The following is a 25,467-nucleotide window of genomic DNA, read 5'->3' on the forward strand; positions in this document are numbered from 1 at the left end:
TCGGTGGGAATCGGGCATGCGAAGATTCATTCTTCTGAAAACGCGTTCGTCGTCAGGAACGCATACGAGTGCACACGACTTGATGCATCGAACGATCACTCGCGATGGTCACGCGATCGCCTATACCGTGCATGGCGATCCACACGGCGTGCCTGTCGTCGTGCTGCATGGCGGGCCGGGAAGCGGCAGTCAGCCTGGCGCGTTGCGTCTGTTCGATCTCACGCGCGTTCGCGTCGTGATGGTGGACCAGCGAGGCACTGGTGCGTCGACGCCGCGTGGAAGCCTTCGCCATAACGACACGCAGCGCCTGATCCGCGATCTCGAAGCGATACGCGCGCAACTGGGCATCGTGCGTTGGGGCGTTGTCGGCGGATCGTGGGGCGCGGCGCTTGCGCTGGCATACGCGGGAACGCATCCCGCATCCGTTAGCGGCGTCGTGTTGCGCGGACTCTTTCTAACGTCGGAACGCGAAGTGCGTCGCCTGTTCGTGACGTCGCGTTTTCGTGCGCCGCGCGAGTGGCGCGCGTTGATGCGAGCAACGCGTTGCGAGCGGGCGTCGTCGCTGCCATCGGCCTGCATGCGGTCGATGCGATCGCAAACACGCGGACATACCGATGCCGTCGCTGCCGCGTGGCGCGCATATGAAAACGCGGTATTGATGCACAAGCAGACTGCGGCTCACAAGCGAACGTCATCGAAGCACGATGAAGCGACGACAGCGAAATACCGTATCCAGGCCCACTATCTCGCGCACGATTGCTGGCTCGGCGAACGTCGTCTGATCGCGCTGGCGAAGCGTGCGGTCGCATCGGGTGTCGCGGTGCACGCGGTGCATGGATCTCGCGATCCCGTTTGTCCGCCCGACAATCTGCACCGCTTGATGCGCGCGGTTCCCGCCGTGCATGGCCGGTTTGTCGACGCGGGTCATCTGGCATCGGACCCGCGTCTCGCGGAAGCCCTCGTTGCGGCAATCCGCGAAGCGTTCGGCACTCGTTAGCGCGATCGCGTCAACTTTCCTGATCGGCGAACAGATCGCCGAAAAGATCCGGCGCGGGAACGCGTTCCGGCTCCCGCGACGGCAGCGTGCCATCGCGCACCTGCGCGAGGACGCCGGGCGGTAGCCACGTCTCTTCCATTGCGGCGATGCCGCTCTCGATCATCTGCTGCAGAAAAAACGATTGCCGGCGTCCCGTGACTTCGGCCAATAGCCTCAGCCTCCGCTCGATCGCCGGTTCCACTCGTACCGCAACCACCTGAAGCCTGTTATCGGCGGTTCTTTTCACTGCATGCTCCTGTCGACATAACTCTGCGCCGTGCTTCTACCACGGCGCCTGGTCGCATGGCAATGCTTTATTTGAACTGGCAGTGAGTTACGGTGCCTTAATCGTCGTCATCGTCGTGATGACGATGCCCGCGATGGCGGCCGTGATCGTGGTGCCACCCGCGGTCGTCGCGATAGCCATATCCATATCCATATCCGTAGCCGTCGCCGTAGTAGACGGGCGCTGGCGCGTAGACGGCGGGCGGCGGCGGTGCGTAGACGACGGCAGGCGCCGGTTCGACATAGATGGGAGCCGGCACGCCGAACGTCACGCCGACATCGACGTGAGCGAGTGCCGCGGTGGACGCGCATGCGCTGAAAAGTCCGGCCGCGCAGATGAGTGTCAGGTGTTTCAACGTGTTGCTCCGTTCAAGGCGTCTGCAGATGGACGCCATTCGATGGCGAGTGACGCGCATTGTAGAAATGCAGTCGTTCTCATGTTGCTTCCACCCTGTTGCGTGTGTAACGCCAGGTAACCGCGCGATCAGGAAGCTGTGAGCGAGTCGCCCGATACATGCACGCGTTGTCCAACCTGCACCTGCGGCTGCGTCGCGTAAGTGAAGTTGCGATAGCTACCGTCCTGCATGCGGACCTGCACCTGGTAGCTCGTCTGCTTGCGCACGGCGTGCTCGATGCCGTTGCCCGCGACACCACCGCCGACAGCGCCCACGACCGTGGCGAGAATGCGCCCACGCCCGCCGCCGAACTGATTGCCGATCAGGCCGCCCGCGACGGCGCCGCCCACGGCGCCGAGACCCGTCGTCGGCTCGGGGGTTTGCACGGCGTTGACAGCCACCACTTCGCCCGCATAGGGATCTGCGGCGACTTGCCGTGTGCCTGCCGGTTGCGCAGACGCTTGCGAGTAGTCGCCGTTCGCGTATTGCGGAGCCGGTGCGACACGCGGCTTGCGCGTGTGATGAACGGGCTTGGGAGCCTCGGTCGCTGCTTGCTGCGCGACGGGCTGCGCGACCTGTTGCGCGACATTCGTTTGCTGCACCATGCCGGTTTGCTGGGTAGCGGCGAGCGGCACGCTCGCCGCTTGCGCCACGGCGGGCGCGATCTGCTCGTTGGCCGGGGGCGTCGCGTGCGACACGGGCAGAATGCCCGTCATCGCTGCAACGCCGGTGACGCTAGCGAGTATCACGGACACAGCCGCGCCCGCGATCAAGGGATGGATACGGCTGCGTTGCGCAATGCTGTTCGTGACGTTGGCGCTCATCGTGGGCTCCACGGTTGGTGTGTGCCTGCAATAACGCCGCTCGACCGAGCGCGGTGCACGTGATACTGAAACGGCTTTGTAAGCATTTGTAGCGAGTGTTTCGATGCGATATGCGCGCTCAGCAAAAGCGCTGCGCGAGATCGTAGATCAACAGAAACACGCAGCCCGTATCGCTCCTGAATCGATCTTCGACCGTTCCCGCTTCTGCGATGCCCACCCATCCCGGCAAAAGACGCTGACCGTTCTGAATGGCCTCGCCTTCGAGCATGTAGATGAACTCCGGTCCCGTATGCAGGTGCATCGGGAACACCGTTCCCGCTTCGAAGCGAACGAGCTGCATCGCGCGTCCGTTGGCCTTGCCGAGATTCTTGATCTGAACACCGCTGGCACACGCTGACGGTGTCCACGGTAGCGCTTGCGCATCGACGGATGAAAAGCGCGGCGCGGTAGGTTGCTGGTTCATCTCATTTCCCGTTCGTTTTCGTTAGGGATTTCCTGACGCGAGATTCAGCAGGCTTGACGTCGAGCCCGTTCCCAATCCTGACTGCATCAAAAATTGCGGCGTGGGTCAATGTCAAAGCGCGTGCGTGTGTCGCTTGCCGATAGCGCACACCTGACTTTCGCTTGGGCTGGACGGCACGCGCAGACTGGTCGGGAGAAGGGAATGCATTTCGAGGAGCTTTCCAACGAAGAATGGTCGCTGGTCGCACCGATTCTCAACGCGCAACCGCATGCGGGCGTTCTCAAACGTGGACGCCCGCGCATCAGGACGCGCGTGGTCGCCAATGCGGTGCTATGGGTGTTGACCACTGGGCAATCGTGGTCGAAGCTGCCCGCGCACTATCCGTCGCAACCGACTTGCCGATGCCGTTTCGAAGAGTGGCGGCTCAATGGCAAGATCGCCGATATGATCCGCATCCTGCGCGAGCTGGGACGCAGTTTTTCGTACGTGCCCGATGCGCCATGCGTGAGCAAAAAGCCCGTGCCGAAACGCGACGATGGCCCGATGGAAGAGCGCGGCATACCTCGCGTGATCTGGAAAAGCCAGGCGTCATGGCAGGCCTCGCCGGCAGAGCAAGAACCCGCGCACGAGCTGCACCCCGACTACCCGAGCCGCGCATTCTGGATGGGGCTCGCAGCGAAGGGCGCGCGCGTGATCGACGAGTGTGGCTATGTCGTGTATGTCGCGGCGGATCCGGTGCCGGGCGCGATGTTTCGCGGCTGGGCGGAGATCACGCGGGACGGTAGGCGCGTCGCGCGCTCCGGCCTGGTAGGCCCGAAGTTCGACATGCCGGACGACGCGCTGCAATGCGCGCTGACGTGGGCGCGACGCTGGATCGAACTGCACGGCGTGCGCTTCGAATTGGAACTGCTGCACAGAGCGGCCGATTGACGCACGCGGCCTCACACATGATCCGGAATGCATCGCGCACCAGTTTCGGGCGGTTTATAACGTTTCCTGAAACTGTGAGTTGGTTGATCAGATGTTTATCCGCAGAGCCGACACTCCTACACTGTTTTCAACGCAACGAACAAAACAGTTCGAAGCATCCGAAAACAAATCTGGAGGTAATGATCATGAAATCGCTCATCAAGGCTCTTGCAGTTGCTGCTGTCCTCGCTGTTCCGGTCGTGTCATTCGCGCAATCCAGCCAGCCGGTGACCCGTGCCCAAGTCCGCGCCGAGCTGGTGCAACTGGAAAAAGCAGGTTATGTCCCGTCGAATAGCAGCGACACGCAATATCCGGCCAACATTCAGGCCGCAGAAGCAAAGGTCGATGTTGCCAACGGCATTCAAAACAGCGGTGTCGGCGGTGTTGCAGATGGTTCGTCGCAAGGTGGTCAACGCGCTTCGTTCAGCCCGAGTTCTTACTCGGTGCCTGTTTTCGAACACCACTGATGCGCAAAGCGCTGGCTTCGTAGCCAGCGCACCGCTTGATTCAGTCCGCCGCGACACGCGCCGTCATATGACGGAACGCCTGTCGCGGTTTGTTTTTTGGGCGAGCGGTCCGACATCATTGACAAGCAGCGACCACCGGCTTTATTGAACAAGCCACCCGCGCGCAATCGGCCACGCCAGCACCTTCCGATACAACGCGATCAACCGGTCCGTCACCGCATCACCCGCCAGCGGCCAAAGCGGCGTGACGACCCCATGTGCCACGCACGCAATCGCAACGGCGCCCGCCATATCCAGCGGATAGTGCACGCCGACGAACACGCGCGCCCACGCGACGGCCAGCCCTGCAACGAGCGTTAGCTCACCGTACCAACGCTTGCGCGCCAACAGCAAGGTCAGCGCGACGCTGGCGAACACCGTACCGTGATCGCTTGGAAACGACGAATCCGGCGCATGCTCGATGAACGTATGACCAAGCCCGATCATGAACGGCCGTGGATGCAGCCACGCATGACCGATGACCTGATTGAATCCGAGCGCAAGCAGCACAACGCAACATGCGCGCAGCGCCGTCGCGCGATTGTTCCGCATACCCGAGAGCCAGAGCGCAGCGAGCACCAGCGGAACGAAATAGATCACGTAGTCGGCGATGAATGACGCGACGTCGATTTGCCAGCGTGGCGTCGACGTAGTCGCGTTGATCGTGAGAAAGAGCGCCTGATTTAACGCTTCGAGTGTGTGCATGCTGTGATCGTGGCGGGATCGAAACCCTGGTGGAAAACGGTCGCCCGATCGTACCGGGTGAAGCTTATGTCACGCTTAGGGCCCTGCAATGCATGTTGAGCACGTGCACGCAACGAACGGAGTATTCTTTCGATGAACTTGCAAAAGACGGCACATGTGCCGTCTTTTAGCAAGATGCCGAAAATGAAGGACGGTGCTTCATGGATGCGGTCTCCGACGTGCTGCGCGTCGTGCGCCTGGGCGGCGCGGTTTATCTTCACGCCGAATTGACGGCGCCGTGGTGCGTGATCGGTCACGCCGATCAGTCGTTGTGCACCGCGTATCTGCCGAAGTCGGACCGTGTCGTCTCCTATCATCTGATCACGGAAGGCACGTGCTGGGCGCGACTGCCCGACTGCAGCGAGCCCGCCATCTGCGTCGGCGCGGGCGAATTGCTCGTCGTGCCGCAAGGCGAGGCGCACATCATGGGAAGCGCGGTCGATCTGACGCCCGTGCCCGCCGGACCGCTCATCGAATCTCAACTGGCCGCCATGCCGGGCGAAGTATTGAATCTCTCGTACGGCGGAGGCGGCGCGCGGACCAGCGTGCTATGCGGCTTTCTCGCCTGCGACGATGCGCTGACCAACCCGGTGCTCGGCTCGCTGCCGCGTCTCTTCAAGGTCGACGTGCGCAACGATCCACACTCTGCATGGATCGAAGCGTCACTGCGCTATGCCGCGACCGAGGCGGCGCAACGGCGCGCAGGCAGCGCGATCGTGCTCTCGCGTTTGTCCGAATTGCTGTTTGTGTGGGCCGTGCGGCGCTGCATCGACGACTTGCCGGCAGACCGCAAGAACTGGCTCGCGGGCGTGAAGGACCGGTTCGTCGGCCGCGCGCTGTCGATTCTGCATGCGCAACCTGCCTACAACTGGACCGTCGACGAACTCGCGCGAAAAGTCGGCCTATCGCGTTCCGCGTTTGCAGCCAGATTCAGCGAACTGCTAGGCCAACCGCCGATGCAATACCTCGCGCGCTGGCGTCTGATCGTCGCGGCGCAGGAACTGTCGTACAGCAGCAAGGCGATTGCGGCGATCGCCGAGGGAGTCGGTTACGAATCGGAATCGGCGTTCCATCGCGCGTTCCGGCGCGAGTTCGGCCAGCCGCCCGCTGCGTGGCGAAAGTGTCATAGCCATGTCAACGGCGCCGAGGCTCTGGCGGCGAGCCAGTAACGCGACAACTCCAGCAACTGACCGCTGCGCCGCAGCGTGAAAGTCACGCGATTGCGTCCGGACAAGCCGCCGCGCGCAACGCGGACGCAGGCGGCTCGCCGTGGCATCGAATGGAGAGCCCGAAGCTCGTTTGTAATCGCGTGCACGATGCGACGCGCTGCGGCATGCCATGCGAGCGGATCGAGTATCCGCGTGCCGCGCAGCGATCTCAACAGCGACAGCGCGGTGCTGAGTTCGCGCATATGCCTGCCGTGGTCGTTGTTCAACTGCCGCACGATCGCGAAGCACGCATCCCAGCCGACATGCGTATGAACCTGCAGCCACGCAATCAGCAGCACGGTCGGCAAGAGCGCGAGGCTCTCGCGCGTCAGCACGTCGCTGTGCAATAGCGCGAGCAATTGAGCCTGTGAACTGTCGCTGATGCAGGGTCGCTGCAAGTCCGGCAGGTGACGCATGACAAGGCCTCCTGTGACGAAAGGGTCGCGGATTCTCGTGGCCGATGGCGGACGCATCGCGTCTTGCCACGGCGATGGAAAAGGCTGGACACCCGACTTCACAAGACCTTGCTGCCTGACGTCGTTGAACGCGCTTGCTGCAACAGATGATGGATGGTGCTCGATGCCGTCTCGGGATTCACTATGAGGCAAGGTGTTGCAAAGACCCTTGCCCTTGCGTCGCGCCTCTTTGTCCGATCGTCCGTTTTTGTCGTGCGCGTCGTGCAAACTTTGCCGCGCGTCCGGCGTGGTTTGCCGGGCGTCCTGTTGTCATCGGCGAGTACCTCGCGATTCCTTCGATTGACGCGAGCGAACCTTGCGACAACACTGTCTTCGAGTGCGCCCTGTGCCGCGAATGAACGCGTGACAGGGCGTTTGTTCGTCGGGCATCGATCTGCGTTGGGAGCGCGTAATTCATGAACAGTCTGGATGGAACCATCGTCGCCATTACGGGCGCCTTCGGCAATCTCGGTCTCGTGACGGCGCAAGTGCTGGCGGAGCGCGGCGCGAAAGTCGCGTTGATCGGCAGAGGGAAGGCGCCGGCGAATCTGCCCGCGTCGCTGGCGCAGGCGTATGTCGCGAGCGGCGTCGATCTCGCGGAACGGGACGCGGCGCAACGCGCGGTCGATTCGATCGCGAGCCAGCTCGGCGGCCTGAATGCGCTCGTGAACGTCGCGGGCGGCTTTAGCTGGGAGACGGTCGCGGACGGCAGCGCGGACACATGGGAACGCATGTTCGACGTGAATGTGAAGACGACGGTCAATGCCACGAAAGCGTCGCTTCATCATCTGACGAAGGCCACGGGCGGGCGCATCGTCAACATCGGTGCGATGGCGGGGTTGAAGGCGGGCATGGGGATGGGCGCATACGCTGCGTCGAAGGCGGGCGTGATGCGTCTGACGGAAGCGCTTGCCGAAGAACTCAAGGACAAGGGCGCGACGGTCAACGCGATTTTGCCGAGCATCATCGACACGCCGCAGAATCGCGCAGACATGCCCGATGCCGATTTCACGCGTTGGGTGACGCCGGAGCAGATTGGCGGCGTGATCGCGTTTTTGCTGTCGAAGGAAGCTCAGTGCGTGACGGGTGCCTTGATTCCCGTTGCCGGGCGAGTGTGAGATCCATTGAAATCTAATTTCAACATTACAGAAGCCTGTCAAAGATATTTCATAATCATTCATTAAATTAGCGCGTCATCAAGGCGCGCCATGGACGACTGATCCGCGGCGTGGGCTGATTGTTGAGCCAACCACCCATCCCCACCAACGGATCACAACAACATGGCGCAGCCACTCGACTACTCACGCCGCAAGGCGCTCAAGATCATCGCCGGCGCACCGATGCTGCCGCTCGGCAGCGCGGCCGCCGCCTCGCTGCTCGCAGCATGCGGCAGCGGTAACGACCACGCGGCAAGCGCTACACCTTCCCCTTCGACGTCCGCCTTCACGGCGGCGTCGTTCGCCGGCATGGCCGCGCCGTCGCTCGCCGATCCCGCCGCGATGGCGACGACCACGGTCGCCTCGACAATGACCGCGCAGTTCGCCGACGGCAGCCGCCGCAGCTACAAGCTCGCGTATCAGCCGTTCTTCATCACGGGCGACACGGTGCCGAACACGACGGGCGGCACGATCGTCGCGGGCGGTTATGTCGACATCAACAATCAGCCGATCATCGACAGGTCGGTGCCCGGCAAGGAACGCCAGTTCTTCTCCGATTGTCCCGATGGCACCTCGCTGATTCGCCTCGACAAGCCGACGGTGAAGGGCGTCAAGGGCAACCCGGTGTTCGCCGTCGTGCAGTTCGAATACGCGACGCGCGACCAGACGCAAACGGTCGCGGGCGACATGTACGGCAAGCTGCCGTCGCCCATCGCCGTGCTCACGCTCGATCAGGACCCGGCGACGGGCAAGCTCACGCTCGTGAGTTATTCGAATGTCGATACGTCGGGCGCGCATGGTTTGTGGATCACGTGCGGCGCGAGCCTGTCGCCGTGGAATACGCATCTGTCGAGCGAAGAATACGAGCCGGACGCCGCGACGATCGCGACGAACACGCAGTTCCAGGCGTATAGCCAGAACCTGTACGGCAACACGGCGACGGCGCGTCCCTATCACTACGGGCATCTGCCCGAAGTCACCGTCAATCCCGACGGCACGGGCACGGTCAAGAAGCACTACTGCCTCGGCCGCATTTCGCACGAGCTGATCCAGGTGATGCCGGACAAGCGCACCGTGCTGATGGGCGACGACGCGACCAACGGCGGCCTCTTCATGTTCGTCGCCGACAAGGAAGCGGACCTGTCGGCGGGCACGTTGTACGTAGCGAAGTGGGCGCAAACATCGTCGGCGGGCGCGGGCGCTGCGACGCTCACGTGGCTCAATCTCGGCCACGCGACCAGCGACGAAATCGAAGCGCTCGCCAACACGCTGACGAACGCCGACATCATGGACATCGTCACCAACGAGGCCACGCCGCCCAGCGATCCGACGTACACGCAGATTCACTTTGGCGGCAAGTTCAACTGGATTCGCATCAAGCCGGGCATGGAGAAGGCGGCCGCGTTCCTGGAGACGCACCGCTACGCCGCGCTGCGGGGCGCGAGCATGGGCTTCACGAAGCTCGAAGGCACGACGGTCAACGCGAAGGACAAGATCCTGTATTCGGCGATGTCGCAGATCACGGCGTCGATGGTGCGCGGCAACGCGCATTCGACCGACATCGCGCTCGACAAGGGCATCTCGTCAGGCGCGGTCTACGCGCTGAACATGAAGGGCGGACAGAGCGACCTGGGCGGCGCGGCGATCAACAGCGAATGGGTGCCGGTCGACATGAGCGCGCCCGCCGCGCTCGTCGGCGAAGACCTCGCTGCGGCGGACAGCCTCGGCAATACCGCCAACCCGGAAAAGATCGCGAACCCCGACAACCTGAAGTTCTCGGAGAAATTGCGCACGCTCTTTATCGGCGAAGACAGCGGCATGCACGTCAACAACTTCCTGTGGGCGTACCACGTCGACACGAAGACGCTGTCGCGCATCCTGTCGTGCCCGGCGGGCGCCGAATCGACGGGCCTGCATGCCGTCGATGAAATCAACGGCTGGACCTACATCATGAGCAATTTCCAGCACGCGGGCGACTGGAGCAGCTTGCACGCGAAAGTGCAGACCGCACTCGATCCGCTCGTGCGCGCGAACTACAAGGATCGCTTCGGCGCGGCGGTCGGCTATCTGACGGCCGACCCGACTTCGATCAAGCTCGCTTGACGGAATAGCTTGCGGCGATCCCTACGGGCCTCATCGCGGGGAATTTGATGACGCTTCGGGCTGGACGGAAGGCCCGGTCGCGGGCGATTCATCGACCCCTCTTCGGAGGGGTTTTTTTATTGGCGTTCACTTTCTTGCAGCGCCGGTACTCCTTGCGCAGTTCGGCGATCTTCGCTGCGACGCTCGCCAGAATGCCGAGCGCTCCTACCGTTTCTACCAAAGCGGAAAGCATGGTGTCTCCTTTCTGATGCGAGGGCGATCGACGGTGATGTGTGAGTGGAGCGTAAGTCCACCGACTGGCCGTCACAATCTGGAAGTTCCAAAGCCAGATTTCGCCCTTTCCGAAGCGTGAGGTTTGCGCGCCGGCAATCAGAAGGACGATTGACGTGCGAAGGATTCAACGCGCGCGCTGCCGCGAATGGCGGTTCCTCACCGCTTCTTTCACGTCGGACCACAAAGCATTCGTCTCTGTCACTATTTGCGGCTACGCGGCGCAAGCGCTGTCAATACACTGGACGCGCCGAAAAGGATTCGGCCTACGTGGAAGAGTTTTTCGTATCGAGAGCGAGCGCCGTCGAGCGCATCGTGCGGGCGCGTCGTGCGCTGATGAAAGAGATTGAAGGCGCGAGCGCGGGGGCGTTCGCGCTCAGTCAAGGTCCGTCGTTGCTCGACAGGCTCGAGCAACTGATGTTCGACGTCCGCGCCGGCCGCATATCGGATTTCGTCATGCCGTCGCTGACGAGCAAGGTGCGGATACTCGTGATGGCCGACTAGCGCAATACACCGAATCCCGCCGCCAGGCCAGTGGGACACCTACGAACGCAATCGTAAAACCGAGCAGAGCCTCGGAATTTGACATTCCGCACTTAACATTTTGCTGTCGGATGTCGATAAACCGTACTTCATACGCCTCTTTTCTCGGATAAAGGACTGCTTCATTCATTAAAGTCCGGCGAGTGGCCGAGGGGCACATTCTGGGGGCTCTCATGTTACAGGGCAGCTACAACAGTCTTCTCGTGCTGTTCTCGCTCCTTGTCGCGGTGCTGGCCGCGTACACGTCGCTTGAAATGGCGGGGCGCATCACGACCGCGACCGGCCGGGCCGCGCGTTGGTGGCTCACGGGCGGAGCATTCGCGATGGGGCTCGGCATCTGGTCGATGCACTTCATCGGCATGCTCGCGTTCAGCCTGCCAATCCGGCTCGGCTACGATCCCGTCGTCACACTGCTTTCGCTGTCGATCGCGGTTGCGTCGTCGGCGTTCGCGCTGTGGCTCGTTTGCCAGGACGCGTTGCCCACCGGGCGGCTTGCGGGCGGCGCGGTCCTGATGGGCCTCGGCGTCGCGGGCATGCACTACACGGGCATGGCAGCCATGCAGATGAAGCCGGGCATCGACTATGACGCCGGGCTCTTCGCGCTGTCGATCGTGATCGCCGTCGCCGCCTCGGGCGTCGCGTTGAAGACGGCCTTCAGCCTGCGGCACAACTCGCGCCGCGTGCGCCCGCTGCGCGCGGGCGCCGCCGTCGTGATGGGACTCGCGATCGTCGGCATGCACTACACGGGCATGTCGGCGGCGGCCTTTCCGGTTGGCAGCCTGTGCGTCGCGGCGACGGACGGCGTGAACACCACGTGGGTTGCCGTCGTCATCATCATCGTGACGCTCGCGGTGACGGGCGTCGTACTGTCGATTTCCGTGCTCGACGAGCTGCGGCTCGAAACGGAGAACGCGGCGCTGACCCGTTCGCTTGCGCAAGCCAACCAGGAGCTCGGCTATCTCGCCTGGCACGACGCGTTGACCAAGCTGCCGAATCGCGTGCTGCTCGAAGGCCGGCTCGAAGAAGCACTGGCGAATGCGCGCGTGGACGGCAGCCAGTTCGCCTTGATGTTCATGGACCTCGACGGCTTCAAGGTCGTCAACGACGCATACGGCCATCAGGTCGGCGACCGGCTGCTGGTGCAGGTGGCCGAGCGGCTCGCGTCGGCCGTCCGCGCACGGGACACGGTGGCGCGCGTGGGCGGCGACGAATTCGTGCTGCTCGTGCCCGGCGAGGACCAGGCGGGCGCGATAGCCGTCGCCAGCCGGTTGCTGGCCGTGATCGGCGCGCCGTTCGAGATCGACGGCCACGAACTGGGTATATCGACCAGCATCGGCATCGCGATGTGTCCCGCCGACGGCGCTCGCGGCCACGAGGCGCTGATGCACGCCGACGCCGCGATGTATCACGCGAAGTCGCTGGGCCGCAACGCGTATTCCTTCTTCGATGTGTCGATGAACGAGAACATGCAGGGCCAGTTGCAGCTGACGCAGGACCTGCGCGTGGCCGTCGAGCGCAAGCAACTGGTGCTGCACTATCAGCCGCAATTCGCCGCGCCCGATGGGCCGATTACGGGAGTGGAGGCGCTCGTGCGCTGGGCACATCCGAAGCGCGGCCTGATCGGCCCCGACGAATTCATCCCGCTTGCCGAAAAGACGGGGCTGATCGTGCCGATCGGCGAATGGGTGCTCGACGAAGCGTGCCGCCAGATCCGCGAATGGCTCGATTCGGGCGCGTGCGACTGGAACGTCGCCGTCAACCTGTCGCCCGTGCAGTTCGGCCACCCTCAATTGACGTCGCTGGTGCGCGAAACGCTGGAGCGGCATCGCGTCGATCCGCGCCGTCTGACGATCGAAGTGACCGAGTCGGCGGCGATGCGCGATGTCGACGCGAGCCTGCGCATTCTGCACAGCCTGCACGAGATGGGCGTGCGGATTTCCATCGACGATTTCGGCACTGGCTATTCGAGTCTGATGTATCTGAAGCGTTTGCCCGCGAGCGAGCTGAAGATCGACCGGGGCTTTGTGCGCGAGCTGGCGCATGACGCGGAGGATGCGGCGATCGTCTCGTCCGTGGTCGCGCTCGGCCATACGCTGGGTATCGAGATCGTCGCGGAAGGCGTCGAGACCGCGACGCAAAAGGAGTTTCTGACGCGGCTCGGGTGTAATGCTTTGCAAGGCTTTCTGCTCGGACGGCCGGTTCCGGCTGCGGACCTGGACGCCTTGTCGAAAGAATGCACGCAGCCGAGTCTGTCCTGACGCGTGCGGCTGCGCGGCGTGTTTCGTCTGAACGTTCGGTTGACCACATAACGACGCGCGCAGGTCGGCGATACTCTGCTTGCGCACGGGGGAAGTTTGCGCGAAACGCGATAAATCGAAAGAGGCGAAGGGTTGAACCGTCTGCAAAGCGTGAGCGCCACACGGCGCGAATCTTTGCCGAATGTCTAGCCTTCCGGCGCCGTCAGGCGACCGTGGCCTTCAAAACTACAGCATGAACGCCGGCCTTGGCCGGCGTTTTCTTTTGTGCGTGCCGCGCGTCGGGTCGAGCTGCGCTGCGGCTTTGTCGCATGCGATCTTTTCATCGCCGGTAGTATCTGGGTTTGGCTTGCGCCTTCTCACTTTCCGTCGATGTCACACAACATGCGCGCTGTACTCAAAAAATGGCTGTTCATCATCTATCTGCTGGGAAGCGGAACGATCTGGTCCACGGTGATGCTGCTGCTGTATCCGTTCACCAGCCGGTCGGCGCGTTACGGGCTCGCGGCGCTATGGTGCAGGGCGCTCGTCGCGGTGATGCGCACGGCGTTCGGCATCCGCTGCTCGATAGAAGGCCTCGAACATTTGCCGAAGGAACCGTCGATCGTCCTGTGCCGCCACGAATCGACGTGGGAAACGCTCGCGTTTCTCGCGCTCTTTCCGCGCCGGATCAGCTTTGTGTTCAAGCAGGACTTGCTGCGTATTCCGTTCTTCGGCTGGGTGCTGAAGGGGCTCGACATGGTCAGCCTGGACCGCGGCTCGCCGCGTCAGGCGCATGTCGCCGTCACGCGTGAAGCGGCGGAGCGTCTCGCGAAAGGCGATATGGTCGTGATCTTTCCGGAAGGCACGCGCGTGCCGCACGGCGCGCCCGTCAAGCTCACGTCGGGCGGCGTGCGTCTGGCTTGCGCGACGGGCGCGCTGATCGTGCCCGTGGTGCACAACGCCGGCAAGGTGTGGCCCGCGAAAGGCTGGCCGATGGGCGCGGGGGAAATCCGCGTCGTCATCGGTCCGACGCTGTCGCCTGTCGAGCGGTCACCGCAGGAACTCAGCCATCAGGTGCATGACTGGATGCAGGCCGAGCTACTGAAGCTCTAGCGCTCGCGGCTTCCGCTTTACATCGCGCCGCCTGAAACGGCGGCGCGCCATGTCGTGTGCTCAGGCGGCGAGGGGGTGCGCGAATTCCTGCTCGGTGCGCATCAGCCCTTCGATCATCCGCGCTTCGGCCTTGGCGATATCTTCCAGCGAAGCAACGGCGAGCTGTCGGTCGAACGCGTCGAGCGCGATGGTCAGCCAAGCGTAGTTGTCGCCTTCGACCGTCCACTCGCCGCGCACCTTTTCAGCGCCGTCGATCTCGGTCATCGCGATCTGCGCTTCGGCGATATCGTCGATCGCTTCGGGCAGGTGGCCGATGCGGCTGAGTTCTTCCGCAATGAGCAGTTGCCGGCCGAGCGTCGTGAACAGCTCGCGCGAGCCTTGTCCGCGGCGGAACGCGTCGAGACTTGCATAGGCTTGCAACAGCATGGCCCGTGTGATCGGCTCGTGTGCGGCGCGGCTGAAGGTCAGCGCGCGCAGCAACGGCGACATGGCGGGAGCGTGACGGGTCTGTTTGCGGCTTCTCGACTTGTTCGACATGTGATGTACCTCTTATCTTCGTTTCCTGTGCGGGCGGGGGCCTTGTGGTCGCCAGGAAAAAGGTGCCGCCGATGCTCTGGCGGCACTACAGGGGATGATTGGTGTTACATGGGACGGAAGTCAGCGCTGAGGCGCAACTCCCGTCGGCAGGGATCCAACGACAAGCCTGCGAACGAATAATGAGCCGGGACAATTAAGACAGACTTAAATCGCGAAGGCCATTTCGAGCGACGTACGCAGGCTTGCCGGCATTACTGGTACTGGGCGTGAATGGCCTGACGTTGCGCGGCCTGTTCGTCGGCGTGCTTTTTCGCAAGATGCCGCCCGACGATGCAACCGCCCACCGCGCCAACCACGGCGTGATGGCCCGCGTCATGTCCCGCGACGCCGCCAACCACGGCGCCTTTGATGCAGCCCGCCGCATGCGCCGTCCCGCTGATGGCAAGAAAGAGCGTTGCGGCGGCGAGTGTGGCTTTCCCGAAAGCGGTCATGCTGATACCCCGTTTGTTTTGATCGAACCGATGTTGCGCCAGCGCGCCCGATTTCAATAGCGTCGTGCATCGAATCGCGCTGGATACTGTGAGCGCAGTGTACGTGGCGGCCCATGCCAAAGGTGCAACATGTGTGCGAGTTTCGTAACAAGCAGTTAGACGGCGCTTCGGCGGCGTTCGCGCATCAGGGCGCGGGCGAAGATGACGGCGCAGGCGTCGCGCGTAGACGATGCGTCGTTTTCGGCGCGGCGGCCGCAGCCGAGGCCGCTTCCGATACGCCCGCCGCACCCGCAGGCACATCGGCGGGGCGTGTCGACGGGCCTGCCGCGCCGGGATACATCGCCATCAGGGTGCGCAGCACGCCGTTGGTCCAGCCAAAGCCGTCCTGCAACGGATATTCGCCGCCGCCTGCCGCCGTTGTACCCGCCTTGGCATCGACGTCGTACTTCTCGACCAGCTTGCCCGTGTGCTGGTAGTACCTGACGTTCGTGCCGATCCAGCGCGTGGCGATCTGCTGCGCGAGGTCCGCGTGACCGTAGCGCCGCAAGCCCGTCACGGCGAGATATTGCAGGGGCGCCCAGCCGTTCGGCTCGTCCCATTGCTGGCCCGTGTTGACCGTCGTGGTCGCGAGGCCGCCGGGACGCAGCAGGCGAGCGCGGACGGTCGCCGCCACCGCGGCGGCCTGCGCTTTCGTCGCGACGCCCGCGTACAGCGGATAGACAGTCGCCGCGCTCAGCCGGTGCGTGAGCCGGTGCGCGACGAAATCGTAGTCGCCGAAGGCGTTGAGTTGCGGGTCCCACAGCACGCGGCGGATCGCATCGGCGCGTGCGGCGGCGCGCTGTTCGAGATTTTCCGCGTGCGAAGCGTCGCCCTGCACGCGATACGCTTTGGCCAGCGTGCGTTCGAGATCGACGAGCAGACAGTTCAGATCGACGGGAATCACCGACGTGACTTCGATCGTCGCCAGCGTCTTGCCGTCGGCGAACCAGCGCGAGCTGAAGTCCCAGCCGGTTTCGCCGCCCGCGCGCAGATTGCGCCACAGGTCTTCGGCGTTGCGCTGCGGCGTCGCTTGCGCGGTGGCGACATCTTCCCGATACGATTCGTCGCGCGGCGTGGCGCGCTCGTCCCAATAGCGGTTCAGGAGCGTGCCGTCGGGCAGGCGCACGAGATGCCGGTAGGCGCTGCCGGCCGCGATCTTGTCGTGGCCGTCCATCCAGTACGCGTATTCTTTGCGCAACTGGGGCAGACAGCGCAGATAGACCTGATCGCCTTCGCGATCGGCTGCGAGACGCACCATCTGCGCGAAGAACGGCGGCTGCGAGCGGCTCAGATAATACGTGCGATTGCCGTTCGGAATATGGCCGTACCGGTCGATCAAGATCGCGAAGTTGTCGAGTTCGTTCTTCAGCAGATCTTCGCGTCCGCTTTGCCTCAGTCCAAGCATGATGAAGTACGAGTCCCAGTAGTAAATTTCGTCGAAGCGGTCGCCGGGCACGATGTACGGATACGGCAGCGGCAGCAGCGACGACCACGGGCTCGCGCTGGCATCGGGGTCGCGCCGCAGCACGGACCAGAGCGTGTCGATGTGCGCCGTGATGCTCTGGTTCGGGTCGGACACGTAGTTCTTCGTTTCGCGCGCGGGCAGCGTAAAGCGCTGTTCGACGAACGATTTCAGTGCGAACTGCGCTTTGTCCTTCTGCCTGGCATAATCGGCGACGATCTGTTGCGGGGGCGCGTTCGGCACCATGTCGGCGAAGGTCTTGCTGTCCGGGTAGAGATGCGCGAGTTCGACATCGCGATACAGCGCGCCGTATAGCTCGGACGGCGGCACGGGCACGACGGGCGATGCGGTGGCGTTAATGCCAGCCTGATTGGCCGCTGGCGTTTGCGCGGCGCCTGGCTGCATATAACCGACGAGCAGCGCGGCGGCACAGAGGGTAGTCGAGAGAATGCGGCGGGCATGGGCTTGCTGCATCGGCATGACGCTCCTGAGTAAGGGCTTTCGACTACAAGGGAGTCACGAGAGCACTGCATGTTCCCCAATGAGCGCAAATAGCGCTCGCCCAACCCGCGTTTCATGCGTTTTGATGGAAACACCCGAATGACCGTTCAACAGCAAGACTGGTTCACGAACCTGATACGCGCGCCCGAAGCGCGCCGCTTCGGACGCACGCTGTCGGGTTGCGTGCTCAGCTACGGCGCCGCGAGGCTGGCGGGATTGCCCGAAGGCTATTGGGCATTGATCACGACGATGATCGTCGTGACGCAACCGAGTCTTACGCAGGCCATTACGACCGCACGCGACCAGATTATCGGCGCGTGTATCGGCGGGATCGTGGGCGGGATCGGGCTGGTCGTGATGGATCGCGGCATCGAGCCGCTGACGGTGTTCTCCGTCGCGCTGCTGCCATTGGCGGCGCTGGCCGCTGCGCGGCCGGGCTTGCGGCTCGCGTGCGTGACGCTGGTGATCGTGGTGCTCGTGCCGGGCGACGGCGGCTCGGCGTTCGTGCGGCCAGCGCATCGCGTGGCGGAAATTCTGATCGGCGCGGCGGCTGCGTTCGTCGCAACAGTGATGTGGCCGAACCGCGCGTTGAAGGGCGCGCATCGGAACGCGCGCGAATGTCTGGAGACGCTTGCCCAGATGATCGAGCACAAGCTTGCGTTCTCGCGGGATGACGCGCAGATGGCGCGTCTCGAGCAGCGCAGCCTCGCCGCGCAAACAGCGCTTGCGGACGCATTGCAAGAGGCGGGGCGCGAGCATGTGTTCGTGCCGATCCTGCGCGGCAGTTCCGACGCGATCGACAAGGTGCCGCCGTTTCTGAGCCGCTTGCATCGGGACGTGCTGGTGTTCGGCCAGGCGCTCGCGCATACATGCGTGGGCGACGAAGTGCCGCATCTCGATCAGGCGTGGTCGGCGGTGCCGCGCGCGTTGTCGCAGCTCGCCGATGCGGTCGGCGCTATTCCGTTGAACAAGCCAAAGTTGCAGGACGCGCGCACGACACTCGACCCGTTGCTCAAGCGGGTCAACGAGCGTGTGGATGGCGCAAACGCGACGCCCGCGCCGGGCATCGAACTCGTGATGGCGTTGATCGTCAAGGACACGGACGGGCTCGTGCAGGTGTTGACGCCCACGGGAAAAACGAAGGCGCCGTAAATGTTCGCTATGCCTCACCAAAACTAACAACGGGACGAGGCAGCGACTATTCTTTTCGATGAGGCCGGATAGTTCGTCGCACGCAAACGACTGACGAATCGGATCACGCCCGCCATCAACGTTTGCAAACCATCGCGCCTCGCTCGCAGTCGATTGTTGTCGCAACGATCAAACAAGGAGGTGAACAATGAAGACCCTTGCGTTTGTTCTTGCTGTCGCGGGTCTGGCGGGTCTTGCCGCGCCCGTGGCGTCGTTCGCGAAGATCGATCAGAACGCCGACTACTATCGCGCCGACTACCGCGTGCACGATACGGGCAACGATCCGCAGGAAGCAAAGCGGCAAAGCAATTGCCAGAGCCGCGGCGATTGCGCGCCTGTCGGTCAGTGAAGCGGCGGCTGCGCCTCTCTTGCATCTGTCGCGGATCGACCGTCGATTTGCACCGCGCGCTGTGGGCCATGTAGGTGCCCGCGGCGCGTCGTAGGCGCTCGCCATCGGGCACTGAGCGCGAACATTGAGTGCATCGCAGACACCAATAACCCGCCGACGGCGAAAGACTCTATCAACCACGAAGAGTGAATGACGGCCTTCGCGCGAGCGATAATTCAGGCTCGCAACGCAAGTCAATCTTCCCGCATGAAACACCTCGATCCGCGCAAGCCGACAGCGAAAAGAAAGCTACTGGGCGAATGAGCGTTTAAAATCCGGGCTCGCGTTTTTTTCGGACCGGATGCAACGCTTCGGTCAATCCGTCAATTTTTCCGTTTAAGCCCATGTCGACACCTAATCGTGCCAACGCTCGCCGTTCGCTGACGCTTCTCGAAACCCTCGGTCTGATCGGTATCGCTGCCGCGCTGTGCAGCGCGCTGCTGCGTCACTTTTTCTGAGCGCGGCGGCCGATACAGCCGCTACGCGGCGAGCGGCTGCATGCGCTCGTCCAGCTATCACTTCACATGTACACGAAAGCCACTGCCGTCGAACTCCAGTTTTCACCCGATCGCCTCAACGATGGCGCGGGCGATCCCTTCTGGATCGATCTGAACCACAACGAAGCCGTCGAGCTTCATCAGGCGCTGCAACGCTATCTCGACACACCGGCCGCTGAGCGGCCTGCGCCGCTCGTCGTCTCGCTCGACAAGGACGAGAGCGCGGGCGTTGCGGAGCCAGCGGGGTCGAATGCCGTCACGCAGACACAGACATCCGCCGACGACTTCAAGCAGTGGGTGTGTGTGATCTGCGGCTGGGTCTACGACGAAGCAGCCGGCTTGCCGGAAGAAGGTATCGCGCCCGGCACGCGATGGGCCGATGTGCCGGAAGACTGGCGCTGTCCGCTGTGCGATGTTGGCAAGGAAGATTTCGCGCTCGTCGAATTCTGATCGCGCCTTGTTGGCGAAGCGCTGCGCAAAGCCCACAGACGACGCAAACGGTAGCCATCCGGCGAAGCGGGTATACTCTCGCGCCTTGAACGTTTGCAACACATCTGCACTTCCGGGCACCGCTTCCTAATGAAAAGCATTACTGCCCTATTGGGCGTCTTCAGTCTCGTCTGGTTCTGCACGAGCGCATTCTCGCAATCCCAGACCGACGTGCCCGACGACTACGCATATCTCACGCGTCTTCACGTCCGACCCACAGTCATCAACTGCATCGCCGAGCTCGACCGCTGGATTCGGACTACCTCACGTTATGACATGTTCCTCGCACCGGACCGTCGCGTGCTGAAGGCCAAAGTCAACGAAGATGGCGGCCTCTTTTCCGGCAACAACGGTTCGCAAACGGTCGAATCGACCGTGTCGATGCGTGCGTTCGCACGCGTTCGTAACCGGCAGTCGTGGATGCCAGTGATCGCGCAGTGCGGCGTCTGGCATGAGCATGTCGTCGGCGTGTCGTTGCAGCAGGTCGACGGGCAAACGCCCGTTGTGCGCTGACGAGGCGCGCGGCTCAATCGCCGTGGTTGTTCAGCTTGAAATCCGATGGCGAGCCATATGAGAACCTGCGCGTCAGCGAACGCACATCGTACTCGCGCAACGCGGAAAGATACGACGGACCGTGGATGATGGCAGGCGACGGCGTGCCCGACCGGTGCCGGTCGTGATGATCAGGTTCGAACGCGGGTGAGTCGAAGTCGGAAGACGGATTGGCGAGCGCGATGATAACCGGGCCATCCGCGTAAGCCGAATAGACCCCGGCTGTGCCGAACGCGGCCATCCATACTGCGAGCAGTACGACGTACGATTTCATCTGCGACGGGCTGCCGGTCTGATCTCGGCGTGTCGTTCGCGCACGATGCGCGAGTTCGCGCCATGAATTGATATTAGTCACGCAACGACGGCAACGCAAGGCGGGCCCGCCGGCGCGCGCTACGTCAGTTCGTCGATCATCAGCCGGGCGGCAGGCGAAAGCACGGAGCCGCGCCGCGTCACGATGCCGTATGGCTCGGTGCGCGAGCGCACTTCGATCGCCAGCGGCCGGGCCAGGCCGTGATCGGCAAGCAGCGCCGCCATATCGCGCGGCATCAGCGAAACCAGTGTCGGGTCGCGCTGCAACATCAGCACGGTGGTGATCGTCGATGCCGTCTCGATGGGATGGGACGGCACCGATAGCCCCGCTTCCTTGAATTCGCGCTCGAACAGGCCGCGCAGCGGCATGATGCTCGGGTAGACGATCCAGCGGCTCTTCGCGAGATCGGCGAGTTTCACTTTGCGCGCCTTCGCCAGTCGATGCATCGGGCTCGCGACAATCGCCAGCGGCTCGTCGCTCAGTTCGACATAGTCGTAGTGATCGGGTTGCTGCGCGACGGTCGTGCGGCAGATCGCGAGATCGAGCCGCCCCTGATCGAGCAGCGTCAGCAGCCGCGCGCTGGTGTCTTCGACGACTTCCACGGTCAACGTCGGCTGCCGCTCGCGCAGCCGCGTCAACGCGTCGACCAGCACGCCCGACACGGCGCCCGTGATCGCACCCACCGCGAGCCGGCCGCCCGAGCCTTGCAGGATGCCTTCCATCTCTTCGCGCAGATGCGCGACGTCCATATGAATCAGCCGCGCGTAACGGATCACGCAACGCCCCAGCTCGTTCGGCTGGATGCCTTGTTGCGAGCGCGTGAAGAGCGTCGCGCCGAAGGTCGCTTCGATCTCGCGCAGCGCCTTGGTCGCGCCCGGTTGCGTGAGCGCCATCTGATCGGCGGCGCGATGCAACGAGCCGTGCTCGTCGAGTGCGATCAGCAGACGCAGTTGCTTGAGCCGCAGACGGGCAACAATCGAATCGACGTTCGGCAGCATGAGTGAGGAAGAGAGGAGATTCGGAGTGAGCGTTTCAGGCTCTGAGCTTTTCGACGAGGAAGTCGACGAAGGCGCGCACGCGCGACGACAGATGCCGCGCATGCGGATACAGCAGCACGAACGGCCTTGTGCGGCCGCCGAACGGCGTGAGTACTTCGCGCAACGTACCATCCTTCAGGTCTTTTTCGACGACGAACCGATAGGTCTGGAAAAGCCCGGCGTCGTGTCGCGCGAGCGTGGCGCCTGCGAGCACATCACCCGACGTGCTGTTTCCGCCGCGCGTCATCAATTCGCTCTCTTCGCCTTCATGTTGGAACAGCCACGGAATGTTGCGCCCCGTGCTCGGCAGCGCGAACTGGATGCATTCGTGGTGAATAAGATCGTCGGGTGTCTCCAGCTTGGCCGCCGACTTCAGATAGGCGGGCGAAGCGACGACCACGAGTTCGGCGTCTTCGAGCTTGCGCGCAATCAGGCCGGAGTCATCCGGTGCGCGGCCCCGGATGGCGAGGTCGAAGCCTTCGTCGGCGAAATCGATGTTGCGGTTGCTCAGGTGCGTTTCGACCGTGACGTCGGGATAGAGCTTGCGAAATTCCGCGAGCAGCGGCAGCACGCGATAGTGGCTGTACGGCGTCGGCATGCTGATGCGCAGCACGCCTGACGGCGTACTCTGTTGTCCCGTCGCTTCGCGCTCGGCGTCGGCGAGCTGGGCGAGCGCCAGACGGCATTGCTCGAAGTAACGGCTTCCTGCGTCGGTGAGTCTGATCTGCCGTGTCGTGCGCACGAAAAGCCGCACGCCAAGCCGTTCCTCCAGGCGCGCGACCGACCGGCTCACGGCCGCGGGCGTCACGCTTGCAGCTGTCGCCGCTAACGTGAAGCTTTCCAGTTCGGCGGCGAAACAGAACAGTTCGATGCTGCCAAGGAGTAGGTCTTCGAATTGACGCTGCATGTCCTTTCCGTGATCGGCGGATGTCGTTCGCGTTGGGCGCCGTCTAGGCACCCAACGCGAAGCGGCGCAGGGTGCCGCGCCGCGTGTCCGAAGAGGATAGCAGGTCTCAAGCCAACTGATACTTCTCGCGGACGAGATGCCCGATGCCGATCCGATCGAGAATTTCCAGCGGGCAAAGGATGGTCACACGCACCGTGCCGGGCAAGCGGCTGATCTCGATCGAGCCAGCGATCGTCGCGCGATTGAGCACTTCCTCGTAGCTCAGACCGGTGACGGCGGCGGCGCGGCGCAGTCCGTTTTCGGTCGCTTCATTGAGGTTGACGCCGCTGCCGATGAACGTCACGGGCCCATTTTCTTCGATGTGATGCTGGCCCCAGCGCGCGCCGAGTTCGGCGACCTTCTTGCGCTGGTCGGCGCTCATCGGGCGCGCCATCGGCGGCAGGTCGTCAAGGTTCTGCAGCAGGATCGGTCCTTCGAGCGTCAGGTTCTTGATGACCTCGACGCTCAGCTCGGTCTCGCCCGATACATCCGTTGCGTGCCCGGCGATCTCGCCGTTGCCCTGTTGCGCGTGCATGTCGCCGAGATAGACGCCTGCGCCCGGCACTTTCACGGGGCAAATCACGATGCAGCCTTCGCGCACCGAGTTCGTGTCCATGTGCCCATCGGTCTTCGCGCTGTGCAGCTCTTCCGTCGTCATGTTGAAGCGGTGCGGCGCACCGACCAGATATTGTCCGAAGTCCGCGCAGTTGTGCGAGTCGGGCAGATCGCGCGACGGCGTCGTGCCGATGTTGCCGAGGAACGGCCGCATGTGCGCGGCGAGGCCGGGCATGTCGGCGCGCGCCAGCGACAGGATCGAATGCTGCGCGGCCAGTTCGGGCAGCGCGGACATCGCAGATGCCTTGCCCGCGAGCCGGTCGCCGACTTCCTGGTTCACCGTGAGACTCACGCCGTTTTCCTGGTCAAACACGATGACGTAGCCGTGTTTGAACTGGAACGCGCTGACTTCCGCGCCGCAATGGTCGCAGCGAATCGCTTCGGGGCCGATGCCTTCGACGTGACTGGCCGGGTGCTCGGTGCCGCACGACGAACAGAACTTGGCGACGAACGGATCGCCGTGATAGCGCCCTTCGACGAATTGCATCACACCGGACGACGTGGCATGCGACGTCACGCGCATGCGCTGGATTTTCAGCGCGACGGCGTCGCCGACCTCCGCGCCTTCGATGGCGACGGGCTGCGTGACTTCATGGCCGCCCTGGAACGCGGGCGTGATCATCGGGCCCCAGCAGCCGGGCGGGGTGCCGGCGATCAGCGTGCCGCCGTCGGCGAGCGGTCCGAGCATCGGCTGGCTCGGGCCGAGAATGCCGTTCGTATAGGATTCGACGCGAAGCTGGCTGACGGGTGGCTTGACGGTCTGTGCGTCGGAGGGGGCGGTCGTGGTCGTCAATCTTGTCTCCTGACTGGAAGTGGGGTGCGATATAGATCGCATGCGATTAAAGCGGGTGAGTCTGATAATACGCGGAGTTTCCAGCTTGTCAATCCTGTGCGATAAAATCGCGTGCGATATATGTGGAAAGCACGCCGCGCTATCGGGCGTATCCGCGGCATTTTTCCCGCGTGGAATCGATCTTCCGGATTGGTGCCTGCTGGACAATAGTCGGCCCACGAAATGTCGTTGCCTTGCGGACAACGAGTCGTGAACCTGGTTGCTGTTGGTGAGGGTGCCGATTTGCCTGTACGCTTGTGCGGATCAGGGTTCGCCGCCCGCGCCTGCGGCAGCGGACCCCGGATTTCCCCACGATCAACGCGCCACGCCGCGTGCGGCGCGAGGCAGAAAAAACAGGAGTTTCAATGCTTTTACATCTTTCGACTTGGGCCGAGATCGAGCAATACCTGAAGCGAAGCCGCGCGATCGTCGTGCCCATCGGTTCGAACGAGCAGCATGGTCCGACGGGCCTGCTCGGCACCGACTGGCTGTGCCCGGAGATCATCGCGCGTGAAGCGCAAAAGTCCGCTGATATCCTCGTCGCGCCGACGTTCAACATCGGCATGGCGCAGCATCACCTCGGCTTTCCGGGCACGATTTCACTGCGGCCGTCCACGTTCATCGCTGCAATTGGCGACTGGATTCGCTCGCTGGCTGCGCATGGCTTCGAGAAGATCCTGTTTCTGAACGGCCACGGCGGCAACATCGCATCGATCGAGGCGGCGTTTTCCGAGGTCTATGTCGAAGCGAGCTTCGCGAAGCGTCACGCAGGTTTCGCGATGAAGCTGGCTAACTGGTGGGATCTGGAAGGCGTCGGCGAACTCGCGCGCGAGCAGTTCCCCGAAGGACACGGCGTTCACGCTACGCCGTCCGAGATCGCGATCACGCAGTGGGCCTTCCCGGACGCGATCAAATCCGCCGACTACTCGCCGAAAATCGCGCCGTCCGGCCCGATTCGCGAAGCGCTGGATTTCCGCGCGCGCTACCCGGATGGCCGCATGGGCTCGGACCCGGCTCAGGCATCGCCGGAAAAGGGCGGTGAACTGGTGCGGCTGGCGGCGTCGAGCCTCGTGCGTGAACTGAACGCGTTCGCCAACGAGCCGTTGCCCGGCTGATGCGGCTGATGCGTGGGACGGGCGCGGAGTTTCGCCGCGCCTTTCACCTGTTCCCAGCACTCAAGAGTGAATTGCCCGCTTAATGGTTGACCCATCGTCCGCCGAAAAAGATGATCTGAGGTATAGATAGCATGGCGAGAGCGTTTGCAATGGG

Annotated in this window: 28 protein-coding genes; 14 read left to right on the forward strand and 14 right to left on the reverse strand. The window is 63.3% G+C overall.

The annotated features are described in order from the left end of the window. Nucleotides 1-82: 82 nt before the first annotated feature. A complete protein-coding gene (locus C2L64_RS33245) occupies nucleotides 83-997 on the forward strand; it encodes an alpha/beta fold hydrolase (protein ID WP_100215983.1) in 915 nt (304 codons plus the stop codon). Between the two features lie 10 nt (nucleotides 998-1,007). Here the strand turns inward: C2L64_RS33245 and C2L64_RS33250 are convergent, their stop codons facing one another. The 4 genes from C2L64_RS33250 to C2L64_RS33265 form a co-directional block, all read right to left on the reverse strand. Next, complete coding sequence (locus C2L64_RS33250; RefSeq protein WP_039900249.1) at nucleotides 1,008-1,283, reverse strand: hypothetical protein; 276 nt, start codon at nucleotides 1,281-1,283, stop codon at nucleotides 1,008-1,010. A 97-nt stretch (nucleotides 1,284-1,380) separates the two neighbouring features. After that, a complete protein-coding gene (locus tag C2L64_RS33255; protein WP_007580305.1) occupies nucleotides 1,381-1,677 on the reverse strand; it encodes a hypothetical protein in 297 nt (98 codons plus the stop codon). A 128-nt stretch (nucleotides 1,678-1,805) separates the two neighbouring features. Further along, nucleotides 1,806-2,540: a glycine zipper 2TM domain-containing protein gene (locus C2L64_RS33260; protein WP_007580302.1), complete on the reverse strand. Its 735-nt coding sequence runs from the start codon at nucleotides 2,538-2,540 to the stop codon at nucleotides 1,806-1,808. Between the two features lie 118 nt (nucleotides 2,541-2,658). Further along, nucleotides 2,659-3,003, reverse strand: coding sequence for a cupin domain-containing protein (locus C2L64_RS33265; RefSeq protein WP_007580298.1), 345 nt, complete (start codon nucleotides 3,001-3,003; stop codon nucleotides 2,659-2,661). A gap of 201 nt (nucleotides 3,004-3,204) precedes the next feature. Here C2L64_RS33265 and C2L64_RS33270 point away from each other — a divergent pair, with 201 nt between their 5' ends. Together C2L64_RS33270 and C2L64_RS33275 are read left to right on the forward strand one after the other, a co-directional pair. Continuing rightward, complete coding sequence (locus C2L64_RS33270) at nucleotides 3,205-3,933, forward strand: transposase (RefSeq protein ID WP_007580296.1); 729 nt, start codon at nucleotides 3,205-3,207, stop codon at nucleotides 3,931-3,933. Between the two features lie 185 nt (nucleotides 3,934-4,118). Beyond that, nucleotides 4,119-4,439, forward strand: a complete 321-nt coding sequence (locus C2L64_RS33275; RefSeq protein ID WP_007736501.1) for a DUF4148 domain-containing protein — start codon at nucleotides 4,119-4,121, stop codon at nucleotides 4,437-4,439. Between the two features lie 141 nt (nucleotides 4,440-4,580). Here the strand turns inward: C2L64_RS33275 and C2L64_RS33280 are convergent, their stop codons facing one another. Then, nucleotides 4,581-5,183, reverse strand: a complete 603-nt coding sequence (locus C2L64_RS33280) for a phosphatase PAP2 family protein (protein WP_007580293.1) — start codon at nucleotides 5,181-5,183, stop codon at nucleotides 4,581-4,583. Nucleotides 5,184-5,383: 200 nt separating this feature from the next. Here C2L64_RS33280 and C2L64_RS33285 point away from each other — a divergent pair, with 200 nt between their 5' ends. Next, on the forward strand, nucleotides 5,384-6,391 hold the full coding sequence (locus C2L64_RS33285; protein ID WP_007580291.1) for an AraC family transcriptional regulator: 1,008 nt from the start codon (nucleotides 5,384-5,386) through the stop codon (nucleotides 6,389-6,391). On the opposite strand, the gene C2L64_RS33290 is transcribed toward C2L64_RS33285, so the two are convergent. Then, the gene (locus tag C2L64_RS33290; RefSeq protein WP_007580288.1) at nucleotides 6,346-6,846 is read right to left on the reverse strand and encodes a hypothetical protein; all 501 of its coding nucleotides are present in this window, start codon (nucleotides 6,844-6,846) and stop codon (nucleotides 6,346-6,348) included. The two genes, C2L64_RS33285 and C2L64_RS33290, sit on opposite strands and share 46 nt — an antisense overlap. Before the next feature lie 455 nt (nucleotides 6,847-7,301). On the opposite strand from C2L64_RS33290, the gene C2L64_RS33295 reads away from it, so the two are divergent. Then, on the forward strand, nucleotides 7,302-8,003 hold the full coding sequence (locus C2L64_RS33295; RefSeq protein ID WP_007580286.1) for an SDR family NAD(P)-dependent oxidoreductase: 702 nt from the start codon (nucleotides 7,302-7,304) through the stop codon (nucleotides 8,001-8,003). A 162-nt stretch (nucleotides 8,004-8,165) separates the two neighbouring features. Continuing rightward, nucleotides 8,166-10,145, forward strand: coding sequence for a PhoX family protein (locus C2L64_RS33300; protein ID WP_007580284.1), 1,980 nt, complete (start codon nucleotides 8,166-8,168; stop codon nucleotides 10,143-10,145). An 88-nt stretch (nucleotides 10,146-10,233) separates the two neighbouring features. On the opposite strand, the gene C2L64_RS54255 is transcribed toward C2L64_RS33300, so the two are convergent. Next, a complete protein-coding gene (locus C2L64_RS54255; protein WP_007580282.1) occupies nucleotides 10,234-10,377 on the reverse strand; it encodes a hypothetical protein in 144 nt (47 codons plus the stop codon). A 308-nt stretch (nucleotides 10,378-10,685) separates the two neighbouring features. Here C2L64_RS54255 and C2L64_RS33305 point away from each other — a divergent pair, with 308 nt between their 5' ends. From C2L64_RS33305 to C2L64_RS33315, 3 genes are all read left to right on the forward strand, one after another. After that, a complete protein-coding gene (locus tag C2L64_RS33305; RefSeq protein WP_007580280.1) occupies nucleotides 10,686-10,919 on the forward strand; it encodes a hypothetical protein in 234 nt (77 codons plus the stop codon). Between the two features lie 212 nt (nucleotides 10,920-11,131). Then, a complete protein-coding gene (locus tag C2L64_RS33310) occupies nucleotides 11,132-13,216 on the forward strand; it encodes a putative bifunctional diguanylate cyclase/phosphodiesterase (RefSeq protein WP_007580278.1) in 2,085 nt (694 codons plus the stop codon). Between the two features lie 381 nt (nucleotides 13,217-13,597). Next, nucleotides 13,598-14,308, forward strand: coding sequence for a lysophospholipid acyltransferase family protein (locus C2L64_RS33315; RefSeq protein ID WP_039900251.1), 711 nt, complete (start codon nucleotides 13,598-13,600; stop codon nucleotides 14,306-14,308). A gap of 60 nt (nucleotides 14,309-14,368) precedes the next feature. Here C2L64_RS33315 and C2L64_RS33320 read toward each other — a convergent pair whose 3' ends face one another. The 3 genes from C2L64_RS33320 to treF all read right to left on the reverse strand — a co-directional run bounded on the left by C2L64_RS33320 (nucleotide 14,369) and on the right by treF (nucleotide 17,317). Further along, the gene (locus tag C2L64_RS33320) at nucleotides 14,369-14,845 is read right to left on the reverse strand and encodes a hypothetical protein (protein WP_007580274.1); all 477 of its coding nucleotides are present in this window, start codon (nucleotides 14,843-14,845) and stop codon (nucleotides 14,369-14,371) included. Between the two features lie 251 nt (nucleotides 14,846-15,096). Next, nucleotides 15,097-15,336: a hypothetical protein gene (locus C2L64_RS55115; protein WP_039900250.1), complete on the reverse strand. Its 240-nt coding sequence runs from the start codon at nucleotides 15,334-15,336 to the stop codon at nucleotides 15,097-15,099. Nucleotides 15,337-15,520: 184 nt separating this feature from the next. Then, nucleotides 15,521-17,317: an alpha,alpha-trehalase TreF gene (treF, locus tag C2L64_RS33330; protein WP_007580270.1), complete on the reverse strand. Its 1,797-nt coding sequence runs from the start codon at nucleotides 17,315-17,317 to the stop codon at nucleotides 15,521-15,523. Nucleotides 17,318-17,437: 120 nt separating this feature from the next. Here treF and C2L64_RS33335 point away from each other — a divergent pair, with 120 nt between their 5' ends. From C2L64_RS33335 to C2L64_RS33350, 4 genes are all read left to right on the forward strand, one after another. Continuing rightward, a complete protein-coding gene (locus tag C2L64_RS33335) occupies nucleotides 17,438-18,490 on the forward strand; it encodes an FUSC family protein (RefSeq protein WP_007580268.1) in 1,053 nt (350 codons plus the stop codon). A gap of 187 nt (nucleotides 18,491-18,677) precedes the next feature. Then, nucleotides 18,678-18,878, forward strand: coding sequence for a hypothetical protein (locus C2L64_RS33340; protein WP_007580266.1), 201 nt, complete (start codon nucleotides 18,678-18,680; stop codon nucleotides 18,876-18,878). A gap of 563 nt (nucleotides 18,879-19,441) precedes the next feature. Beyond that, nucleotides 19,442-19,864 (forward strand): rubredoxin, encoded by a 423-nt coding sequence (locus C2L64_RS55120; RefSeq protein WP_081498810.1) that lies wholly within the window; start codon nucleotides 19,442-19,444, stop codon nucleotides 19,862-19,864. 129 nt (nucleotides 19,865-19,993) lie between these two features. Continuing rightward, nucleotides 19,994-20,416, forward strand: coding sequence for a BspC domain-containing protein (locus C2L64_RS33350; protein WP_039900248.1), 423 nt, complete (start codon nucleotides 19,994-19,996; stop codon nucleotides 20,414-20,416). A gap of 13 nt (nucleotides 20,417-20,429) precedes the next feature. Here C2L64_RS33350 and C2L64_RS33355 read toward each other — a convergent pair whose 3' ends face one another. The 4 genes from C2L64_RS33355 to C2L64_RS33370 all read right to left on the reverse strand — a co-directional run bounded on the left by C2L64_RS33355 (nucleotide 20,430) and on the right by C2L64_RS33370 (nucleotide 24,159). Then, nucleotides 20,430-20,729, reverse strand: a complete 300-nt coding sequence (locus C2L64_RS33355; RefSeq protein WP_007580261.1) for a hypothetical protein — start codon at nucleotides 20,727-20,729, stop codon at nucleotides 20,430-20,432. A 119-nt stretch (nucleotides 20,730-20,848) separates the two neighbouring features. Continuing rightward, complete coding sequence (locus C2L64_RS33360; protein ID WP_007580260.1) at nucleotides 20,849-21,766, reverse strand: LysR family transcriptional regulator; 918 nt, start codon at nucleotides 21,764-21,766, stop codon at nucleotides 20,849-20,851. 34 nt (nucleotides 21,767-21,800) lie between these two features. Beyond that, nucleotides 21,801-22,712 (reverse strand): LysR family transcriptional regulator, encoded by a 912-nt coding sequence (locus C2L64_RS33365; protein ID WP_007580259.1) that lies wholly within the window; start codon nucleotides 22,710-22,712, stop codon nucleotides 21,801-21,803. Between the two features lie 106 nt (nucleotides 22,713-22,818). Then, nucleotides 22,819-24,159, reverse strand: coding sequence for an acetamidase/formamidase family protein (locus tag C2L64_RS33370; RefSeq protein WP_007580258.1), 1,341 nt, complete (start codon nucleotides 24,157-24,159; stop codon nucleotides 22,819-22,821). Nucleotides 24,160-24,563: 404 nt separating this feature from the next. On the opposite strand from C2L64_RS33370, the gene C2L64_RS33375 reads away from it, so the two are divergent. Next, on the forward strand, nucleotides 24,564-25,313 hold the full coding sequence (locus C2L64_RS33375) for a creatininase family protein (RefSeq protein ID WP_007580257.1): 750 nt from the start codon (nucleotides 24,564-24,566) through the stop codon (nucleotides 25,311-25,313). The last annotated feature ends 154 nt before the right edge of the window (nucleotides 25,314-25,467 follow it).

This window comes from Paraburkholderia hospita, assembly GCF_002902965.1.
GTDB classification, from domain to species: domain Bacteria; phylum Pseudomonadota; class Gammaproteobacteria; order Burkholderiales; family Burkholderiaceae; genus Paraburkholderia; species Paraburkholderia hospita.

Coding starts and splice junctions, on each gene's coding strand:
- C2L64_RS33280 (WP_007580293.1), bottom strand. CDS start 5,183: ATGCACACACTCGAAGCGTTAAATCAGGCGCTCTTTCTCACGATCAAC.
- C2L64_RS55120 (WP_081498810.1), top strand. CDS start 19,442: ATGTACACGAAAGCCACTGCCGTCGAACTCCAGTTTTCACCCGATCGC.
- C2L64_RS33335 (WP_007580268.1), top strand. CDS start 17,438: ATGACCGTTCAACAGCAAGACTGGTTCACGAACCTGATACGCGCGCCC.
- C2L64_RS33270 (WP_007580296.1), top strand. CDS start 3,205: ATGCATTTCGAGGAGCTTTCCAACGAAGAATGGTCGCTGGTCGCACCG.
- C2L64_RS33355 (WP_007580261.1), bottom strand. CDS start 20,729: ATGAAATCGTACGTCGTACTGCTCGCAGTATGGATGGCCGCGTTCGGC.
- C2L64_RS33315 (WP_039900251.1), top strand. CDS start 13,598: ATGCGCGCTGTACTCAAAAAATGGCTGTTCATCATCTATCTGCTGGGA.
- C2L64_RS33265 (WP_007580298.1), bottom strand. CDS start 3,003: ATGAACCAGCAACCTACCGCGCCGCGCTTTTCATCCGTCGATGCGCAA.
- C2L64_RS33275 (WP_007736501.1), top strand. CDS start 4,119: ATGAAATCGCTCATCAAGGCTCTTGCAGTTGCTGCTGTCCTCGCTGTT.
- C2L64_RS33320 (WP_007580274.1), bottom strand. CDS start 14,845: ATGTCGAACAAGTCGAGAAGCCGCAAACAGACCCGTCACGCTCCCGCC.
- C2L64_RS33310 (WP_007580278.1), top strand. CDS start 11,132: ATGTTACAGGGCAGCTACAACAGTCTTCTCGTGCTGTTCTCGCTCCTT.
- C2L64_RS33300 (WP_007580284.1), top strand. CDS start 8,166: ATGGCGCAGCCACTCGACTACTCACGCCGCAAGGCGCTCAAGATCATC.
- C2L64_RS33340 (WP_007580266.1), top strand. CDS start 18,678: ATGAAGACCCTTGCGTTTGTTCTTGCTGTCGCGGGTCTGGCGGGTCTT.
- C2L64_RS54255 (WP_007580282.1), bottom strand. CDS start 10,377: ATGCTTTCCGCTTTGGTAGAAACGGTAGGAGCGCTCGGCATTCTGGCG.
- C2L64_RS33290 (WP_007580288.1), bottom strand. CDS start 6,846: ATGCGTCACCTGCCGGACTTGCAGCGACCCTGCATCAGCGACAGTTCA.
- C2L64_RS33360 (WP_007580260.1), bottom strand. CDS start 21,766: ATGCTGCCGAACGTCGATTCGATTGTTGCCCGTCTGCGGCTCAAGCAA.
- C2L64_RS33295 (WP_007580286.1), top strand. CDS start 7,302: ATGAACAGTCTGGATGGAACCATCGTCGCCATTACGGGCGCCTTCGGC.
- C2L64_RS33285 (WP_007580291.1), top strand. CDS start 5,384: ATGGATGCGGTCTCCGACGTGCTGCGCGTCGTGCGCCTGGGCGGCGCG.
- treF (WP_007580270.1), bottom strand. CDS start 17,317: ATGCCGATGCAGCAAGCCCATGCCCGCCGCATTCTCTCGACTACCCTC.
- C2L64_RS33365 (WP_007580259.1), bottom strand. CDS start 22,712: ATGCAGCGTCAATTCGAAGACCTACTCCTTGGCAGCATCGAACTGTTC.
- C2L64_RS33350 (WP_039900248.1), top strand. CDS start 19,994: ATGAAAAGCATTACTGCCCTATTGGGCGTCTTCAGTCTCGTCTGGTTC.
- C2L64_RS33245 (WP_100215983.1), top strand. CDS start 83: ATGCATCGAACGATCACTCGCGATGGTCACGCGATCGCCTATACCGTG.
- C2L64_RS33260 (WP_007580302.1), bottom strand. CDS start 2,540: ATGAGCGCCAACGTCACGAACAGCATTGCGCAACGCAGCCGTATCCAT.
- C2L64_RS55115 (WP_039900250.1), bottom strand. CDS start 15,336: ATGACCGCTTTCGGGAAAGCCACACTCGCCGCCGCAACGCTCTTTCTT.
- C2L64_RS33375 (WP_007580257.1), top strand. CDS start 24,564: ATGCTTTTACATCTTTCGACTTGGGCCGAGATCGAGCAATACCTGAAG.